The following is an 18,827-nucleotide window of genomic DNA, read 5'->3' as shown; positions in this document are numbered from 1 at the left end:
CTGTGACCCCTCTCGCTGGTTATCGGCATCAATGACTTTTTGGCGCAGGTCTACAGAGTACGCTTTCATTTAGTTTCCGTTCAAGTTTACTCTTTAACTGTATTATATTCAATCAGGAACTGCTGTATTAACGATGGTCAGCATCACGCTGTAGCTTTTTTTCCGTTATTTCCTTTACTTATTCGGGCAGTTATGAGCTTAGGTTTACCTTTTGTCATAGCAGGTACTTTAGTAAATAATCTTGCCTTTTTAGGAGTGTTACTGCTGATTTATAACTGGGTAGAAAATAGTTATGGAAGGAGTAGTGCGCGTTGGACAACAATGGCTCTAGCTTGGTTTCCCCTTTCGCTTTACGGCAGTGTAATCTACTCAGAAGGGCTGTATTTATTACTTAGTTCTGCAACCTTGCAAGCCTTTGAGCAAAAAAAATATTGGTGGGTTTTATTGTGGGGTTCTTTAACAACGGCTACTCGTCCTACAGGTATAGCAATAATTCCCGCCTTACTGCTTGTTAGTTGGCAGGAGCATAGAGCAAAACTTGCTTATATTGCTAGTTTGGCGACTGGTTTGGGATTAGTTTTTTATAGTATTTACTGTCAAATTTATTTTCAGGATGCTTTAGCGTTTATTCACGTCCAAAAAGCATGGCAACCACCCCAAGATTATTTTGGTCAAAGTTGGCTAAAAATGGTAATGCAAGTTGCGATTGGAACAAGCAATTGGAAGCATGGCTCAATGGTCGAGCCTTGGCATCCGCTTCTATTTATAATTATTTGTACCAGTTGTTATTTACTATGGCGATCGCGTTTTAACTTAGGAATAGTTAAAACAACTTATATTACTAGCTTTTTAGTGTTTGTTTTATGGCTAATAGCAGGCAATCCCTTAATTAATATCGCAATTATCTTTGGTGGTGCTTACTTATTATGGTACTTTCGCGCTCAACTAAGTTTTACGCTAATTGCTTATGGTTTTTGTAGTTTAGCGATAATTTTTACAATCGGAAGAACTCAATCAGCAGAACGTTATGCTTATGGGATTGTATCAATAGCGATCGCTTTTGGAAGTTTATTATCCCGCTATCCTCTTTGGGGCTATATAACAATTACTTTTTTCTCTCTTTTACTAGCTATTTATTCTATGCGTTTTGCTCAAGGTATTTGGGTAGCTTAGACAATGTCAATACTCCTTACAGACTAAATACTCTGATTTTTAATCTTTCTAATGCTTAAGACAGAGATTTTATTTTGCATATATCTTAGACATAAAATTTACATATCCTAGACATTTGTTAGACACTGAGATTTTTTTTTGTGTGTAATAATAAGAACGTTATTCGCTTTATAGCTATCAACAAGTGCAGCACTGATATCCCGCTTTAGAACTATCTAATAAATTAGATTTATGGCTGCTCTAACTGAATCGATAAACTGCATCTAAAAGTTTTACTTATCGCTAAAGTTAATACCAGAGTAAAAAGGCTTTTAAGTTATTGATAATAACCAAGCCTGAAGTAAAGCAAGGATAAATAATTGCTTTGCTAGCTATAAACTTGGCTGAAAAACTTAGTAATAATTGTCGTCAAACGGCTTCAGTTGAGGTACATGAGATGATTGACAATTACTTTTAGCCAGTAACAGAATCGCAACTTAAAAGTTAGGTAAAAAATCAAACAACAAATTTTTCGCGATAAAAAAGTAATAATGAGTATAGGGAGCTTGAGGATTTGCTGGAATTAGATTTTAAAAAAGCAAGTGCTAAAACAGTATTAAAATTGCGTAGAATCTTACGCAGTATTATGCTAACACCAAACAGATTTTTAGCACTAAAAACTAAAGCTTTAGAACGGCTAAAAAGTAACATTGCGATCGCGGCACTGGTAATGACGGTAATCTTAGCCGGACACACAGTATCAGCACAAATAACACCGCCTTCTCAGCCTCTAGGTTCACTAAAAAGCATATCGATTCCCGAACCTAGCAATTTGGGAGAGTTTGTTAAAAACAAAACCGCCGCAATTGAACTTGGAAAGTCTTTATTTTGGGATATGCAAGTTGGGAGCGATGGCTTGCAATCTTGCGCTAGTTGTCACTTTCACGCAGGTGCAGATACGAGAGCCAAAAATCAACTTAGTCCTGGATTGTTGCGAGTCAATGCTGATGGAAGTTCAAATCCCGATGAAACTTTTAATATCGGTGGGCTAAACTATACCCTCAAGCCTGGTGATTTTCCTTTTCATAAATTATCAAATCCCAGCGATCGCAAATCCACAGTTTTAGCAGATAGTAATGACGTTGCTGGTTCTCAAGGTGTGGATTTAACTAAGTTTAATGACATTGTGCCTGGTAGTGCGGTAGATAGTGTCACCGTGCAGCCAGACCAGGTATTTAATATTGACGGTACAAATGTCCGCCAAGTTACAGAGCGTAATTCCCCCAGCACCATCAACGCTATATTTAACTTCCGTAGTTTCTGGGATGGACGTGCTCAAAATGACTTTAATGGCGTGAATCCTTTTGGTTCTAGAGATCCCAATGCTTACGTTCTCAAAGCGCCTACAAAGCAGTCAGCGCTACAAAAAGTCAAAATCAGTCTAAACAATGCTTCTGCGGCTTCCCAGGCGGTAGGACCGCCGCTTAGTTCGGTTGAGGAGTCTGCTACTGGTCGCGTCTTTCCTGATATCGGTCAAAAGTTTAACAGAGTCAAAGTGAAAAAGTTGCCTAGAGAGACCGGTAAAAAACTAAAGTATCTTACACCCCTAGGAAAACAAATTGTTCACCCAAACGACAGCTTACTAGGCAAGTACAGCCAAGCACCAAAACCTGGCTTGAAGTTGAAAAACTACGAGAAGATGATTCAAGACGCTTTCCAAAGTCAGTGGTGGGACTCTAAGCAGATCATTCAAGTCGGTACGGACGGAAATCGAATTTTCAAACAACCTCAAGGTGCATTGGCTACTAACGAGTTTACTTTAATGGATTACAACTTCTCGTTATTTATGGGGTTGGCAATTCAACTGTATGAAGCTACTTTAGTTTCTAACAATGCACCTATCGACCAGTATTTTGATGGCAATAGCAGCGCTTTAACCTCTCAACAAAAGCAAGGAAAAGAGCTTTTTGAAGGTAAAGCTAAGTGCATCAACTGTCATGGTGGGCCAGAGTTTACCAATGCTTCTGTAAGAAATGTGCGAAACGAGCGTTTAGAGCGGATGGAAATGGGTGATGGTGGCGAGGCTGTTTACGATAATGGCTTCTACAACATCGGGGTTCGACCTACTTTAGAAGACTTAGGTGTTGGCGCGAAAGATCCTTTTGGCAATCCTCTTTCTGACTCTCGGATGGCGCAACAAGGTAAGTTTACTGACCCTAATTTGAGTCCACCAATTAGTACAACAGAAAGAGTTGCCGTTGATGGTTCTTTTAAAACTCCTGGTCTGCGAAACATTGAACTAACTGCTCCTTATTTCCACAATGGCGGACAGTTAAATCTCAAGCAAGTTGTTGAGTTTTACAACCGAGGTGGAGATTTCCACGAACAAAATATTAAGGATCTCGATCCTGATATTGAAAATCTTGGTTTAAGTGAAGATGAACAAAACGCTTTAGTAGCTTTTTTACAATCGCTAACGGACGATCGCGTTCGTTTTGAAAAAGCACCTTTCGATCACCCGCAATTGTTTATCACTAACGGTCATCCTGGCAGTACTAATTCTGTCACTAATGACGGTACAGGTAAAGCTACCGTTGATATGTTAGAAATTCCTGCTGTTGGTCGCAATGGTGGTATTGGTACAGATAATTTTCCAGCGAAAGCTTTATAAATTCATCTAAATCCAGCTAATTTTTAGTAGTACAGGTAAAATTCCTGTACTTTTTTAATGGTAATTATTTAATGCTGCTGCAACCAATGCCAAAACTTGACTAAAATATTTTCTACCCACAATATTGCCAAATCTAACCATTCTAATAACTGTTCTAAGGGATGTTTTACATAGCCCATTGTTGTTGCATTAGTTTCAATCCAGTCTGACTGTTCTGGGCGTTCGGAGGATTTAGCAGCTACGCTACTACTTAAGTTTAAAGCAGGTGAATTTGTGGCAATTGTTGTTTGTCTTTTAGTATAGCTATTTGAATTTTTGTTTAGCTGGGCAGAAGTTTGTTGTTGCTTGATTTTAGTTAAGTTGGTTGTAGATTGAGAGTTTTTTACGGATAAGGAAGTTAAGTTTTTGCTATCAACTTTTTGAATGGGATGTCGCCAGCGATTAAGCAAATTGCGTAAAGAATACTTATTCAGTTCTTGAGATTGAGTTAAGTTTTTATCTGCCGGTAGGTAAGAAACAGTCGAATTATTATGGCTCTCTAAAATTAAAGATTGTTCTGCTACTACTTCACTACCAAATAAATCGCTCATTGTTAGCCAAGGATCGGCTAATTCATTATCAATAGTAGTTTGAGTCGGTTGAATTAATTTACCCGTGCGATCGCCAAAAAAGTAATCTATTGCTGCCCAAATCAATCCCTGAATTTGAAAAGCCTTAGTAATACTTGCTACGGGGGCTAAATTATTGGTTTCAAATTTTGCAATCGTCCGATCTAAGGATGCGATCGCTTTATTCGAAAAAAAGCTTATCTTTAATTTCTGTTTATCTTTGCGCCCCCAGTTTACTATGCTACCAAACACTTTTGTAGGCGCTAATAACCAGGTTTGACCGGGTAGTTTGTCTTGTTGTGATTGCAGTAATCTTTGCCAGCGCCAATAATTGGCAACTTCGCCAATAATGCGCTCTTGCAATACTTGCTGTTGTTGGCTACTTAAAACATCTAAAACTTCGTTGTGGGGAGTAACTAATACCAGCAAACGGTTTGATATTAGGCTGGCTATTCCTCGGACTTGAGGACGTTGGACTAGGGAACTAGAACTATTATTATTTGTGGACTGTAGTATTTGGTAAGAGTTTGTATTAGTAGATAATTTTGAACTAACTTTGGGGAAAAACTTATTGCTTAAAAACCCTAAAAAGTTTCTAACTGGATTTGCAGTTACAGGCTCCTCTGGAGGTAAAGCCTCAATTAACAGTAAGACTTTTTCAATTGATGTATCAACTGTTGGCGGTGCAGAATCGCTTTTTGGTAACGGACGTACATTTTGTTTTATTTCTTGAGGCAGGGATGGATAGAATACTATCGGCGCTATCCAATTTGTCACAGTTTTCAATACACGATTGAGGCGGTTTGTCAAGAAACGCGATTGCTTATGAATAAAGCTAAAAAGTCTGCTTTGATAACGGTTAGAAGAAGCAGAAGCCATAGAAATTACCAATCTTATTAGCTTAGGTGAGGAGTGCAACAAACAATTTGCATCTCCACAGGTTTAATATATGTCCCAATTTTATCGAAAATATGCACTATTTAACTCCTACTTCTAGCAACTTATTATCGGATGCGATCGCGCGTTTGCGCTCGTGCAGTCAAATAGACATTCTCCCCAACTGGCAAATATTGTCAGCAGATATTTCTATTACCCAAGCACTAGGTAATTTAGCGCCTTGGAATTGCAACGATTGGTTGGTAGAAAAGTTGAACGATAAAGGTCATATTTCTTGGTCTAGCGGGCAAAAAGTATTGTGGTTAGTCCAAAAAATAATAGTTCCCGATACTTTACAAAACTATCCATTAACAGGCTTATCTTTACGACTGGCTTTAACTTGGTGGGCAGAATTTGCCCAAATTTTTGTTAACGGTCAACTAATCCAAGAAGGAGATTTATTTGATTGTTCGACAAGAATTTTACTTAGTCCGCAGGTAACACCAAAACAAGAAATAATTGTGGCGTTACGGCTTGTAAGCCCCAGTCACGACAACGGGGTGTTAGTGCGAAGTCAACTTATTTATCAATCAAATAACGAGGAAGTCCCCGAACCTGGTTTTGTTGCTGATGAATTAGCAATTTTGCAGCAATATTTAGCAACTATTGGCAGTAAATCGCCGCTAGAAATTGACGTTGCTCTAAATTGGTCAGCATTGCCAGATAAAGCCAAGTTTGAGCAGAGTCTTTTACAACTGCGCTCTAGAATGCAAATTTTTAGCCCCCAAATCAAGCAGCGACAGATTTATTTAGTTGGTCACGCTCACTTAGATTTAGCTTGGCTGTGGGCAATTAGCGAAACTTGGGAAGTTGCAAAGCGGACTTTTACATCAGTGTTACAACTGCAAACAGAATATCCCCAATTAACTTTTTGCCATTCCACCCCAGCAATTTATAGTTATATCGAACAACATTGTCCAGAGTTGTTTGCTGCTATTCAAAAGCAAGTAGCTGGGGGGAGTTGGGAAGTTGTGGGCGGCTTGTGGGTAGAGCCAGAACTTAATTTAATTGATGGCGAATCGATTGTGCGTCAATTATTGTACGGTCAGCGTTATGGATTAGAAAAATTTGGTAAAGTTTCCACCGTTGCGTGGCTGCCGGATACTTTTGGTTTTTGTGCAACATTGCCTCAAATTTTTGCTAGTGGTGGAATTGAATATTTTGTTACCCAAAAATTGCGCTGGAACGATACAACTCAATTTCCTCATGATGTATTTTGGTGGAGATCGCCTGATGGCACAGAATTATTGAGTCTCATGTCTGCGCCTATTGGCGAAGGTATAGATCCAGTCAAGATGACAGCCTTTTCTTATAACTATGAAAAGCAAACTAATTTGCGATCGTCTATGTGGTTGCCTGGTGTTGGCGATCATGGTGGTGGTCCTACCCGCGATATGTTGGAATTAGCCAAACGCTGGGAAACATCGCCTTTGTTTCCGACTCCAAAGTTCGCCACTACCGAAGAATATTTACAAGACATCAAAGCAACTTCCTCTGCTGATTTCCCCGTATGGGACGACGAACTATATCTAGAATTTCATCGCGGTTGCTACACTACTCACGCCGATCAAAAGCGGCTTAACCGTCGATGCGAAGCTTTACTCTACCAAGCGGAGTTATTTGCTTCCTTAGCAACTATTCTTACTAATTCAACTTATCCCAAAGCAGAAATAGAAGCCGCCTGGAAAAAGACACTTATCAATCAATTCCACGATATTCTACCTGGTTCCTCTATTCCCCAAGTGTATGTAGATGCAAACACTGCTTGGCAAGAAGTCGAGCAAGTTACAACAGAGTTGATCCAGAGGTCATTGAATGCGATCGCATCTTCCATCACTCTCCCATCGCCACCCCAGCCCAACAGTATCCCGATTATTATCTTCAACCCTCTTAACTGGGTTTCTTCCCAAGTTGTCGAGATTTCCTTACCCACCCCAGAGCAAAAATGGCACGTATACAACCATTACGGCGAGAAATTACTCACCCAACTTACCAGCGAAACAACCCTAGTATTTCTAGCAAAAAAAGTATCGAGCGTCGGTTATTCCTTGTTTTGGCTGAGTGCTGCAACGGCTGAAACCCCTGCAAATACGTTAGAAAATCAAGATTTAACACCTATAAGCAACACTACGAGCCACAATAGCATTAGTATCTTACCAAAAAATCGTCCCCCTAGCCAAACTAACAATTTAGAGCCAAAAGATTGGGTTTTAGAAAATGAATTACTCCGGGTAACTGTTGATAGTAATAGTGGTGATTTAGCTAGTGTTTTTGACAAAACTAACAATAGAGAAGTTCTCAATAAAAGTGGCGGAAACCAACTCCAAGCATACAAAGATAGCGGTCAATATTGGGATGCTTGGAATATCGATCCAAACTACCAGCAATATCCCCTAGAAGCAGCACAATTAAAATCTATTCAATGGTTAGAAAAAGGCGCAATTCAAACACGTTTACGAGTAGTAAGACAAATAGGCACTTCTGAATTTTGCTGCGATTACATATTACAAAAGGATTCACCACTACTAAAAATAGCTACTACCGTAGACTTTCAAGAAAGGGAAGTATTAGTAAAAGCCGCTTTTCCCTTCAACTTTGAAACCGACAGCGCCACCTATGAAATTCCCTTCGGTACTATTTCTAGACCAACTAAACCAACAACACCCACTGAACAAGCTAAATGGGAAGTACCAGCTTTGCGCTGGGCAGATTTGAGCGATGACAACTACGGCGTAAGTTTGCTCAATGATTGCAAGTACGGGTACGACAGCAAGCCAAATCAACTACGCCTAACATTACTTAGAAGTGCTAGTTGGCCAGACCCCGAAGCCGACAAAGGACACCACGAATTTACTTATGCTATTTATCCTCATGAGGGCAATTGGCAATCCGCCCAAACCGTCCGGCACGGCTACGAATTAAATGTACCTATGCAAGTAATCCAACTCCCAGCAACCTCTAGCTCTAAGACAGGAACTCTACCAAAAGAGGGGAGTTTTCTCAATTTATCTGCCGACAATCTAGTTATAACTGCCTTCAAACAATCGGAAGACAATCCCAAAGAGTGGATTCTGCGCTGTTATGAATGTCATGGATTAATAGCCAAAAAAGTATCGTTGCAAAGTAGTTTGAGCTTAGAAATTGCTCAACAAGTAGATATTCTAGAGCGTCCTACTCAAACAAGCTTTGATATTATGCCTTGGAAAATAGCTAATTTTGTAATCCGAGCGAATAAGTGCGATCGCATTGATTAGAAATCAATAGGTTATGAAAATAGTTCACCTGTAACTCTACCTAGAAATTACTTAGTGTTTAGCCTCAATTCATACTAAACACTCTGTAACTGCGGCTTTAAGCCAAAAAAGTAGAAATTTAATCTTCGTGGTCTTCAAAAGGGTCGCTTAATTCCTTAGAAGGAGGACCAAAAGACGTGTATATCGACAAGCCAGTAATGCCAATGACGATTGCGAATACGGAAATGCTAAGAACTGTTGCGGGTTCCATGACCTAATTTTAATTATGAGTGCTATTCCTATAGAATATTACAGAACATTAAAAAAAGCTTCTAGAATTTATCAAACGGTAAACTATGGCACAACGGACTTGGTTGGGAGAAATCCTCAGACCCCTAAACTCTGAATACGGTAAAGTTGCTCGTGGTTGGGGAACAACACCCGTAATGGCTGTCTTCATGCTGCTATTTTTTGTCTTTTTGCTGATTATCCTGCAAATCTACAATTCATCGTTACTGATTGAACGAGTAGACATCACACCTGATTGGACAACTTTAGGCAACTAAACAGCAATAATTTCATTTTTACTTAAGTGGTGTTTATTTTTCCCGGCTTGTCCGGGTTTTTTATTCAAATGCTATCGAAGACGCTACTCCGCCTAAGCTAAGATCGGTAAAGAAGTTGTAGGAATTGCATATGAATGTCTTTGGAATTGGTTTACCAGAAATGGCTTTGATTATGGTAGTAGCGCTGCTAATTTTTGGACCTAAAAAACTGCCAGAAATAGGTAGAAGTATGGGTAAGGCAATTCGCGGCTTTCAAGACGCTTCTAAAGAATTTGAAGATGAATTCAAACGCGAAGCCGAGCAAATAGAAACTGCTGTCAAAACCACTGCCGAAATTGAACCAAAACAAATAACGTCCGCCCCTAGCGAAGCTGAAAATATAGCTCAACATTCATCCACAACAGAAGCAGAAAGTCAAGCTGTTACTACTGCCGAACCTAGCTAAAAATTAACAAATATTCCAATGATTGAAGCTCCTGCTTCCCAAATAGTAATTCCCCAATTAATTGTTGGCTTAGGCAATCCCGAACCAAAATACGATCGCACTCGTCATAATATCGGGTTTACGGCAATTGATGCGATTTCCCGTGCTTGGCAAATTAATCTATCAGAAAATCGCAAATACCAAGGGGAATTTGGCGAAGGACAACGACAATTAACTAAAATTCGCCTGCTTAAACCGCTTACTTATATGAATCGTTCCGGGCAATCAATTCGCGCCGTTACCGATTGGTTTAAGTTGCCGCCAACATCGGTATTAATAATTTACGACGATATGGATTTGCCCCTCGGAAAAATTCGCTTACGCTTATCAGGCTCGGCAGGAGGTCACAACGGCATAAAAAGCGCGATCTCACATCTTGGCAATCAAAACTTCCCTCGTTTGCGTATAGGCATCGGTAAACCCCAAAACGCGGTAGCGGGAGATGATGCAAGTACCATTTCTTACGTGCTGGGACAATTTGACGCAAAAGAATCTCCCATAGTTACAGAAGTTCTCAAATTGGTAGTTGATTGCGTAGAACTTTCCTTGAAGCAAGGAGTAGAACAAGCGATGAATCGCTACAACAACCGCAGTATTTTAGTCAAAAGCGACTAATAATATACCAAACTAGAAAGCGGACGGGTTTCTGCTGACCCATCCGCTTTCTTTTCAACTAAAATTTGCTCAATTACAAATAATACTTTTATCTGAAGCGACGCTTGCGTCTAGCTGCAACTAATTTGCGCTTGCGCTTCTCAAGAGGCGTTTCAAAATGCCGATGGTACTTCACATCAGCCAAAATTCCTGCCTTTGAAACCTGCCGTTTAAACCGCCGTAAAGCTGAGTCTATTCCTTCATTTTCGCCTAATACAACTTGGGTCATTCTTACTCCTTACTAAATTCTGTAACTTCATTATTATAAAAAAGTCGTTGGCTATTTGCTATCAATTGCAAGCTTTGTTTAGCTGTAATGTAAATAAAAACAAGGCAGGGCGAAGTCCTTGCCAATCGAGTTTTAATTAGATAAAGCTACGCCCCAATTTTTCTACTTGGCTTAATACCCGCCGCCGCCGCGATCAAATCTATTGCCGCCGCCGCGATTTCCACCACCAGAACGACCGCCACGATCTTCACGGGGTTTAGCTTTATTTACTTTCAAGCTGCGTCCCATCCATTCTGCTCCATCTAGAGCATCAATCGCCGCCAATTCCTCAGCTTCAGTTTCCATTTCTACAAAACAAAAACCACGAGGGCGACCAGTTTCACGATCCGTCGGAACTTGTACTTGCTTCACATTTCCGTACTCTTTGAAGACACCAGTAATGTCTTCTTCATTCACCTGGTAGGATAAATTACCTACATAAATCGACATGGAATATCTCCAAAAATCAATGTAACAATGCTCCAGTTCGGAGATATGCCCGTCGGCACAAAAAAAAGGTTCTGTAGCAAATAACAAAGCCTTCAACCGAATCTGACTTACGGTTGATACTTTAGCACACAATCGTTACCCATAGCTTGTTTTCAAGCCAATCGTTGCAACGAGATTAAGTTCTCAAAAACTCCCTAGTTCCTCAAGAATTGTAAACCGAATATGATTGATCGCCAAGTCTCCAATCGAAATATCTTCTAGCTTCGCACCAGAAGACGTAAAAGTTTCAAAAGTAATACCTTTACCAATTTCAATATGATACCAAGCCAAACCCATAAAAAACCGCGATGGATAAGGTCCTGTTTCTGAGACATCGTCAGGGTTAGATTCCATCGGCAACCAACCGATTCCCGGCACGTAAAATTCTAACCACACATGATTAAAATCTGGTTGCAGAGGAACGTTTTTGAGTTCGGGTAAGGGGGGACATTTATAACGCCCAATAGTGCGGCAAGCAATGCCATTTAAACGCGACAAAGCCAGCAGTACACCAACGTACTCGCCGCAAGAACCCACACCCCTTTCTAAAGCGATATCTGGGGTATCAATATGGGGCTTAATGCCGTAGGAAAGTTGGTCGTAAACATAATTACGGATGTTGTACATTTTCCGCAAAAGATTTGTTTCTGTACCAATAGCTTCACGAGCCGCACGAGTAACAATTGGCGTATCCATTGCTAAGTCGTCATCATCGACCAAATAACGCGAAGTCAATTCCTCAGAAAGTTCGGGGATCTTTTCGATATCTCTAGGGGTAAGACGATACTTAATAGAGCGAACTTCAATTAAAGCTTTCCAGCCAAATATATGTCGTTCGCCGGGTTTGAGACTATCAAACTTAAATACTGCGACTTTTTGCCCGCTTACTTCTTCTTCAACAAAAGGCAAACCAACGCTTTCAATACTTCTAACTTTTTGGCGATCGCTATTAGATGGCAAAGCAATTCGCCACTCTACTTGTTTAATCTCTACTTCTTCTAAAGGCGCTAGTTCCTCTACATAAGACATTTCAATTAAATAGCCGTTAGATAAAGCAAAGCGTCCCTGGGAATTATAGTGATAATCGAGGGGATGAATAAAAGTGCGATCGCGGTAAGTTAACTCGTGGGATGGATCGGCGTTGGGATTATCGCGGATATAAGCTTCTTCTCCCGCATAAGCCACGTATAGAGTAGATACATTCGTTTCAAGATTAGGATAAAAAGCTAAACCTGTAGGACGTTCAAAAGGAGTTAAAACGCTAAACTTAATTGCTCCCGTCGCCCGGTCGAGACAGTAGACGGTTTGTTCGGTAATATCGCTTACCCAAATTTCTTCGCCGCGCACAGTAATATTTTCTATCCCTACCCCCGGCGCATAGAACTTAGTAATTTGCCTTCGAGTATGGCGATCGTAAATTAGTATATAGCCGGACTTTTGGCAAGTCACATACACCGTTGACTCCCAAACTGCAACCCCATCAGCTTGATAGGGCAACGTTACGAAAGATTTGAGTTGAAATTCTCCCCTAGGACAGAAATAAACTGTATCGCCTTGAGTGAACCATAAAGTATCCTCCCATAGACAGAGACCAGTTACATCAATAAAATCTGTTGCTTGGCGAGTATTGAGAATAGTTGTATTGTCACTATGAAGATCTATTTGTAATAAATGCCCTTTGACCGTATCAATAGCGAGCAGTCGATCGCCCAAAAAAGTAATGCCAGCAATTGCGGCAGCACCAATTGGTCTAATTGTTTTTCGTCCTTGTTTTGACGAGTCATTGCTGGGGGAAACCGAGTTTACAGGATTCATACTAAATTTATTTAGTAGATTTAGTTTAGGTTACTAATTGCCAAATAGCATTAATAATCTGATACCAATCTGAACAAGTATCGCAACTTTAAACTGTACATCAATAACTTGAGTCTCAGTAACACAAAAAAGTAGAAATGATAAATTGAGCCAAGAATTTTAATTTTTAAGCTCAATTAGCTGTACTGGTAGTGGCTCAATTATGATTCTTAGTAAGTATTTTTCTAAAAACTACCCCCATGTCTGCAAATTCTCTGCCCAACCCAGCCGCCGTCTGGCACAACCTGGAAGTTGACAAAACCTTACAACTGCTAGACAGCGATCGCAATGCTGGTTTAAGCTCCACTGAAGTTCAGCAAAGGTTGGAGCGATATGGTCCAAACGAGCTTCAGGAAACAGCCGGACGCAGCCCTTTTGTAATTTTGGTCGATCAGTTCAAAAACATCATGCTGTTGATGTTGATAGCTGTAGCTGTAGTATCAGCAGTTTTGGATATTCGAGGCAACAACTTTCCCAAAGATGCGATCGCCATTTCCTTAATTGTGATTCTTAACGGCATTTTGGGCTACCTCCAAGAAAGCCGCGCTGAAAAAGCCCTAGCCGCCCTCAAACGCCTTTCCTCCCCATTGGTACGAGTTTTGCGCGATGGCAGACTAAGCGAAGTTGCTGCCAAAGAATTAGTCCCAGGGGACGTAATGCTGCTAGAAGCGGGCGTACAGTTAGCCGCCGATGGACGCTTGCTTGAGGAATCTAACTTGCAAGTGAGGGAATCAGCTTTAACCGGAGAAGCGCACGCCGTAGAAAAGCAAGCCGAGTTGCACTTACCCGAAGACACCGCCTTGGGCGATCGCCTCAACTTAGTATTTCAAGGGACAGAAATCGTCCAAGGACGAGCCAAAGCGATCGTTACGGGTACGGGAATGCACACCGAACTGGGGCGGATTGCAACGCTGTTGCAGTCGGTGGAGAGCGAACCTACACCCTTGCAAAAAAGAATGGAACAACTAGGCAATGTCCTAGTTTCTGGCTCTTTAGCATTAGTAGCTTTAGTAGTAGGAATTGGCGTACTCCGCGCCGGATGGGGTGCTTTTGAAGACTTGCTAGAAGTTTCTTTAAGTATGGCTGTTGCCGTAGTCCCTGAAGGCTTACCCGCCGTAATTACCGTAACCCTTGCCTTGGGAACCCAACGAATGGTAAAACGCAAGGCACTAATACGCAAACTCCCCGCCGTAGAAACTCTTGGCAGCGTCACAACCATTTGCTCGGATAAAACTGGCACGCTGACGCAAAATAAAATGGTGGTGCAAAATGCCTACACCAATCACCGCTCTTTTAAAGTTACGGGTGAAGGGTACGAACCTACAGGAGAGTTTCAAATAGATGGGACTAAAGCTAATAGTCAAGAGTATCCAGAATTACAAGCATTATTAGTTGCTTGCGCTCTTTGTAACGATTCCAACTTACAACAAGACCAAGGGCAATGGATTATTATCGGCGATCCCACCGAAGGCGCTTTACTATCATTGGCAGGTAAAGCTGGAGTAGAACGAGATCAATGGCTTGCCCGTTTACCGCGCGTAGCTGAGTTTCCCTTTTCCTCCGAACGCAAGCGGATGAGCGTAATTTGTACCGTACAACCCGAAGTTAAAAATCAAGCGCTGCAAAATGGCTTGCTAGAGCCAGAAAAGTATTTGATGTTTACTAAAGGTTCCCCCGAACTAACCTTAGAGCGTTGCGATCGCATCCACGTAGGGGATCGCATTGTCCCCATTACCCCAGAGCAGAGAGCGCAAATACTCAGTCAAAACGACCAAATGGCAAGTAATGGCTTGCGCGTATTAGGTTTTGCTTACAAACCGCTTACAAATATACCCCCAGATAATTCCCAAGAAACCGAAGAAGCTGGGCTAGTTTGGCTGGGTTTAGTCGGAATGCTCGACGCGCCGCGCCCAGAAGTACGAGACGCAGTAGCAAAGTGTCGCCTCGCCGGAATCCGTCCAATTATGATTACCGGAGATCACCAACTCACAGCACAAGCTATCGCCGCCGACTTAGGAATCGCCCAAGCAGGCGATCGCGTTTTAATTGGGCAAGAATTGGAGCGGATGAGTCAAGAGGAACTAGAGCAGCAAGTAGATTTAGTCAGCATTTACGCTAGAGTTTCCCCCGAACACAAATTACGCATTGTCCAAGCGTTGCAAAAGCGGGGGAGATTCGTCGCTATGACGGGGGATGGAGTCAACGATGCTCCCGCACTTAAACAAGCCGATATTGGTATTGCTATGGGCATCACAGGTACAGATGTGAGCAAAGAAGCTAGTGATATGGTGCTACTAGATGACAACTTTGCTACTATCGTCGCCGCGACCGAAGAAGGTAGGGTTGTTTACACCAATATTCGCCGCTTTATTAAGTACATTTTGGGTAGCAATATTGGGGAAGTAATTACGATCGCCGCCGCACCGATTTTGGGACTAAGTGGCATTCCCTTAAGTCCATTACAAATTTTGTGGATGAACTTAGTTACTGATGGCGTACCCGCCCTCGCTCTTGCTGTAGAACCCGCCGAACCAAACGTGATGAATCGTCCCCCCTTCAATCCGCGCGAGAGTATTTTTGCGAGGGGATTGGGTTCTTATATGGTGCGAATTGGGATTGTCTTTGCCATCATTACGATCGCTCTAATGGTCTGGGCTTACAGCTATACCAACGCCCCTGGTTATCCTCGCGATCCCAACACGTGGAAAACAATGGTATTTACGACTTTATGTATTGCGCAAATGGGTCACGCGATCGCCATTCGTTCCAATACGCAGCTAACTATGGAACTAAATCCTTTTTCCAATCCCTTTTTGCTTGGTGCTGTCGTAGTCACAACGTTCTTGCAACTATTACTTGTTTACGTTCCACCATTGCAACAATTTTTTGGTACTTACTACCTATCTCCCTTTGAACTAGCGGTCTGTTTCGGCTTTAGTGCCTTAATGTTTGTTTGGATTGAAGGCGAAAAATTGTTTGTGCGCTTAGTTAAAAAGGGAGGGTAATAGGGACGGCAAGGGGGAAATTTTTTCGCTAAATTTGCTTTGAGGGCGCACTTTACCAGTGCGCCCTCTACGTCTAGCTTATGTATCTCAAAACCTTACAAATTCGCCAATTTCGCAACTACCAAGATCAAAAAGTAGACTTTCTCGCCCCAAAAACAATTTTGGTCGGCGATAACGCTCAAGGAAAGTCGAATCTACTCGAAGCTGTAGAATTATTGGCTACTTTGCGATCGCACCGCAACAGTCGCGATCGCGATTTGGTCAAAGAAGCAGAACTTGTTGGGCAAATTAGCGCCTCTATTGAGCGGCAAAATGGCATTAGTGACTTATCGATAACCTTACGTCGCAATGGTCGCCGCAGCGTTGCCAAAAATAGCGAAACTTTGCGCCGTCAGTTGGACTTTTTGGGAGTATTAAATGCCGTGCAGTTTTCTAGCTTGGATCTAGACTTAGTACGCGGTGGTCCCGAACAACGCCGTCACTGGCTAGATACTTTATTAATTCAGCTAGAACCAATTTATGCTTACATTTTGCAGCAGTACAATCAAGTATTGCGACAGCGTAATGCTTTTCTAAAAACAACTCAAGAACTAGGTATTAAAAATCGCGAACAAGAACTGGCGCTCTGGAACGTACAACTAGCTCTTGCAGGTTCTAGAGTCACAAGAAGGCGATCGCGGGCTGTCGAAAGGTTAGCACCGATTGCTTCTGCTTGGCACTCTAGCATTAGTGGTAGTACCGAAAGATTAGAAATACAATATGCGCCAAATATATCTCTAGAACAAAACGAACCCGAACAAGTACAGCAAGCTTTTTTGGCTAAAATTGCAACTAGAGAAGTCGCCGAACAGCATCAAGGTACTACTTTAGTTGGTCCCCACCGCGACGAAATTGAGCTAATAATTAATCAAACTCCTGCTAGAGCTTATGGTTCTCAAGGTCAGCAGCGTACTCTTGTCTTAGCACTCAAACTTGCAGAACTAAAATTAATTGAAGAAGTAGTCGGCGAACCTCCTTTATTATTACTTGATGATGTCTTAGCAGAGTTAGATTTAAACCGTCAAAATCAACTGCTTGATGCTATCCAAGACCGATTTCAAACGCTAATTACTACGACTCATCTCGGCTCTTTTGATGCTCAGTGGTTAAAATCTTCACAAGTTCTTGCTGTCCGCGCTGGACAAATCTCAACCCGAATATAGAACCAATTATAATAATTAATAGATTTAAGCAGTGAGAATATGAGGGGTAATGTTTGGCTCGTTAGAGGATTGTTAATTTTTTCTCAGTTAGCCGCTCTAATAGTTTTGATTGCAATTATTGGGCAAAAAAAGCCCCAGGAAAGCCCAGCGATCGCATCAATGCCTGTGATACCTAACAACATTGCTAGTAGTCCAATTGTCGCGCCCGAAAAAGTTACTCAAACTACTCCTAGCCCACAAATTAACAAAGTTGAATTTGCAGCGAATTATCAACCTAGATACGAAATTAGCTGGGCGCATCCCAACAACTACGGACCGCGTTACGATCGAGATGTTAATGGTGTAGCTGTAAACAATCAACCAATTATAGTTATTCACGAAACTGTTAATTCTGCTACAAGTGCTATAAACAATTTTCAAACTCCTCATACTAATGAAAATGCTCAAGTTAGCTATCACACTTTAATTAAGTTAGATGGCACAATTATTTACATCGTTCCGCGAGAGTTTCGCGCTTTTGGTGCAGGAAATTCTATATTTAGAGGTACAAAGGGAATTGAAACTGTAAAGACGCATTTACAATTTCCCCCTTCAGTGAATAATTTTGCTTATCACGTTGCTTTTGAAACCCCGCTAGACGGTCGAAACAACACCAAAAATCATAGCGGTTATACCCAATTGCAATACAATTCCCTCGCTTGGCTAATTGCTCAAAGTAGCGTTCCAGAAGCTCGCATTACTACTCATAAAGCTGTCGATCGTTCGGGCAGAAGAATCGATCCTAGAAGTTTTAATTCGGGAAAATTTCTTAGCTTGCTAAAATCTTATCGGCGATAACAAATAAGCTTAGCTTAAGACTTGAAAAAAATATTTCGTAGTTAGGATAATTTATTTTCTTTAGCACAGTAATCGGAACAATCTATTGATTTTTCTGTAAGAACAACAGATGGATTTACTGCACATTTAAGATGAGGATCGTTAGAGTAAAACTTGCATTTTTTGCAAGGGATCTGATGTAAGACTTGAATATTAATAGGAGGTTGTTTGCGGGTAGCTCTTAGTCTTTTAGAAAGCATAAAAAAGATTGCTAACCAACAAGTAATAAAACCAGCAATTCCCCAAAACATGATGGAATCAGAGGCAAGAGGTTCTAAAGGTTTTTCCTGTTCGCCTTTTACATCAATTTGATTTGTGGGAGTAACATTATTATCAACTGCTAAATACTGTTCAATAATCTTACTGCTATCCATAGTGCTACCTTTAAATGCTTAATACCTACTTATTAATCCTGATTCACCTATCTTTAATATTGCATCTACTATAGGTTGTAGAATCCTTGGCAATTTATTGATTAAAGGTCGCAGCTTGCTGCCACAACAAATTTACTCGCTTGATAAATTTAATAAAACTATAAATTAATAGTTCGCTCAATTTACTCAATGTATAATTAAATACGTTAGCTAAACAATTATTAAAAAAATAAATATACTTGACTCAATTTTAACTATCAAAATATTATTTTTATATCTGGGAGCAACAAAACATCAAGTACAGACTCGAAAACTTAGTACGATATAAAGGGTAGTGCGTCAGATTATTGTGGGATAGGTCACGATATCATTCCAAGTCCATGGTCGAGAGGTTAATCCTGCTCGTTGTGCGGCAGTGGACTTGAACCGACTATGCTGCCAAATCCAATTGAAGT

Annotated in this window: 15 protein-coding genes and 1 pseudogene; 9 read left to right on the top strand and 7 right to left on the bottom strand. The window is 41.0% G+C overall.

What is annotated here, in order from left to right; genetic code table 11:
• Positions 1 to 192 precede the first annotated feature (192 nt).
• Positions 193 to 1,173 carry a hypothetical protein gene (locus AC2VE5_RS19025; RefSeq protein WP_486889275.1) on the top strand — a complete coding sequence of 327 codons (981 nt, stop codon included), beginning with the start codon at positions 193 to 195 and terminating at the stop codon, positions 1,171 to 1,173.
• Positions 1,174 to 1,798: 625 nt separating this feature from the next.
• Positions 1,799 to 3,823 (top strand): cytochrome-c peroxidase, encoded by a 2,025-nt coding sequence (locus AC2VE5_RS19020; RefSeq protein ID WP_486889274.1) that lies wholly within the window; start codon positions 1,799 to 1,801, stop codon positions 3,821 to 3,823.
• A gap of 68 nt (positions 3,824 to 3,891) precedes the next feature.
• Here the strand turns inward: AC2VE5_RS19020 and AC2VE5_RS19015 are convergent, their stop codons facing one another.
• Positions 3,892 to 5,310: a hypothetical protein gene (locus AC2VE5_RS19015; protein ID WP_486889273.1), complete on the bottom strand. Its 1,419-nt coding sequence runs from the start codon at positions 5,308 to 5,310 to the stop codon at positions 3,892 to 3,894.
• A gap of 92 nt (positions 5,311 to 5,402) precedes the next feature.
• Between AC2VE5_RS19015 and AC2VE5_RS19010 the strand changes: the two genes are divergently transcribed.
• Positions 5,403 to 8,621, top strand: a complete 3,219-nt coding sequence (locus AC2VE5_RS19010) for an alpha-mannosidase (protein ID WP_486889272.1) — start codon at positions 5,403 to 5,405, stop codon at positions 8,619 to 8,621.
• A gap of 118 nt (positions 8,622 to 8,739) precedes the next feature.
• On the opposite strand, the gene psbN is transcribed toward AC2VE5_RS19010, so the two are convergent.
• Positions 8,740 to 8,871 carry a photosystem II reaction center protein PsbN gene (psbN, locus tag AC2VE5_RS19005; RefSeq protein ID WP_486889271.1) on the bottom strand — a complete coding sequence of 44 codons (132 nt, stop codon included), beginning with the start codon at positions 8,869 to 8,871 and terminating at the stop codon, positions 8,740 to 8,742.
• 85 nt (positions 8,872 to 8,956) lie between these two features.
• Here psbN and psbH point away from each other — a divergent pair, with 85 nt between their 5' ends.
• The 3 genes from psbH (at position 8,957) to pth (ending at position 10,265) form a co-directional block, all read left to right on the top strand.
• Positions 8,957 to 9,166: a photosystem II reaction center phosphoprotein PsbH gene (gene psbH, locus AC2VE5_RS19000; RefSeq protein WP_009632532.1), complete on the top strand. Its 210-nt coding sequence runs from the start codon at positions 8,957 to 8,959 to the stop codon at positions 9,164 to 9,166.
• Positions 9,167 to 9,296: 130 nt separating this feature from the next.
• Positions 9,297 to 9,611, top strand: a complete 315-nt coding sequence (locus AC2VE5_RS18995; RefSeq protein ID WP_486889270.1) for a TatA/E family twin arginine-targeting protein translocase — start codon at positions 9,297 to 9,299, stop codon at positions 9,609 to 9,611.
• Positions 9,612 to 9,629: 18 nt separating this feature from the next.
• Positions 9,630 to 10,265, top strand: a complete 636-nt coding sequence (pth, locus tag AC2VE5_RS18990; RefSeq protein ID WP_486889269.1) for an aminoacyl-tRNA hydrolase — start codon at positions 9,630 to 9,632, stop codon at positions 10,263 to 10,265.
• Positions 10,266 to 10,353: 88 nt separating this feature from the next.
• Here pth and rpsU read toward each other — a convergent pair whose 3' ends face one another.
• The 3 genes from rpsU to AC2VE5_RS18975 form a co-directional block, all read right to left on the bottom strand.
• Positions 10,354 to 10,533, bottom strand: coding sequence for a 30S ribosomal protein S21 (gene rpsU, locus AC2VE5_RS18985; protein ID WP_009632535.1), 180 nt, complete (start codon positions 10,531 to 10,533; stop codon positions 10,354 to 10,356).
• A 171-nt stretch (positions 10,534 to 10,704) separates the two neighbouring features.
• On the bottom strand, positions 10,705 to 11,022 hold the full coding sequence (locus tag AC2VE5_RS18980; protein WP_486889268.1) for an RNA recognition motif domain-containing protein: 318 nt from the start codon (positions 11,020 to 11,022) through the stop codon (positions 10,705 to 10,707).
• Between the two features lie 183 nt (positions 11,023 to 11,205).
• Complete coding sequence (locus AC2VE5_RS18975; protein ID WP_486889267.1) at positions 11,206 to 12,876, bottom strand: transglutaminase domain-containing protein; 1,671 nt, start codon at positions 12,874 to 12,876, stop codon at positions 11,206 to 11,208.
• Between the two features lie 239 nt (positions 12,877 to 13,115).
• On the opposite strand from AC2VE5_RS18975, the gene AC2VE5_RS18970 reads away from it, so the two are divergent.
• The 3 genes from AC2VE5_RS18970 (at position 13,116) to AC2VE5_RS18960 (ending at position 17,959) form a co-directional block, all read left to right on the top strand.
• The gene (locus tag AC2VE5_RS18970) at positions 13,116 to 15,920 is read left to right on the top strand and encodes a cation-translocating P-type ATPase (protein ID WP_486889266.1); all 2,805 of its coding nucleotides are present in this window, start codon (positions 13,116 to 13,118) and stop codon (positions 15,918 to 15,920) included.
• 80 nt (positions 15,921 to 16,000) lie between these two features.
• Positions 16,001 to 17,122: a DNA replication/repair protein RecF gene (gene recF, locus AC2VE5_RS18965; RefSeq protein ID WP_486889265.1), complete on the top strand. Its 1,122-nt coding sequence runs from the start codon at positions 16,001 to 16,003 to the stop codon at positions 17,120 to 17,122.
• Positions 17,123 to 17,161: 39 nt separating this feature from the next.
• A complete protein-coding gene (locus tag AC2VE5_RS18960; protein ID WP_486889264.1) occupies positions 17,162 to 17,959 on the top strand; it encodes a peptidoglycan recognition protein family protein in 798 nt (265 codons plus the stop codon).
• Positions 17,960 to 18,000: 41 nt separating this feature from the next.
• On the opposite strand, the gene AC2VE5_RS18955 is transcribed toward AC2VE5_RS18960, so the two are convergent.
• Together AC2VE5_RS18955 and AC2VE5_RS18950 are read right to left on the bottom strand one after the other, a co-directional pair.
• Positions 18,001 to 18,372: a hypothetical protein gene (locus tag AC2VE5_RS18955; protein ID WP_486889263.1), complete on the bottom strand. Its 372-nt coding sequence runs from the start codon at positions 18,370 to 18,372 to the stop codon at positions 18,001 to 18,003.
• A gap of 339 nt (positions 18,373 to 18,711) precedes the next feature.
• Positions 18,712 to 18,827, bottom strand: a pseudogene (locus AC2VE5_RS18950) (IS1 family transposase); the annotation flags it as partial.

This window comes from Aliterella sp. E5.1, assembly GCF_057473825.1.
Note: the sequence above shows the minus strand (reverse complement) of the source record. Positions and strands in the feature narration are given on the sequence as shown.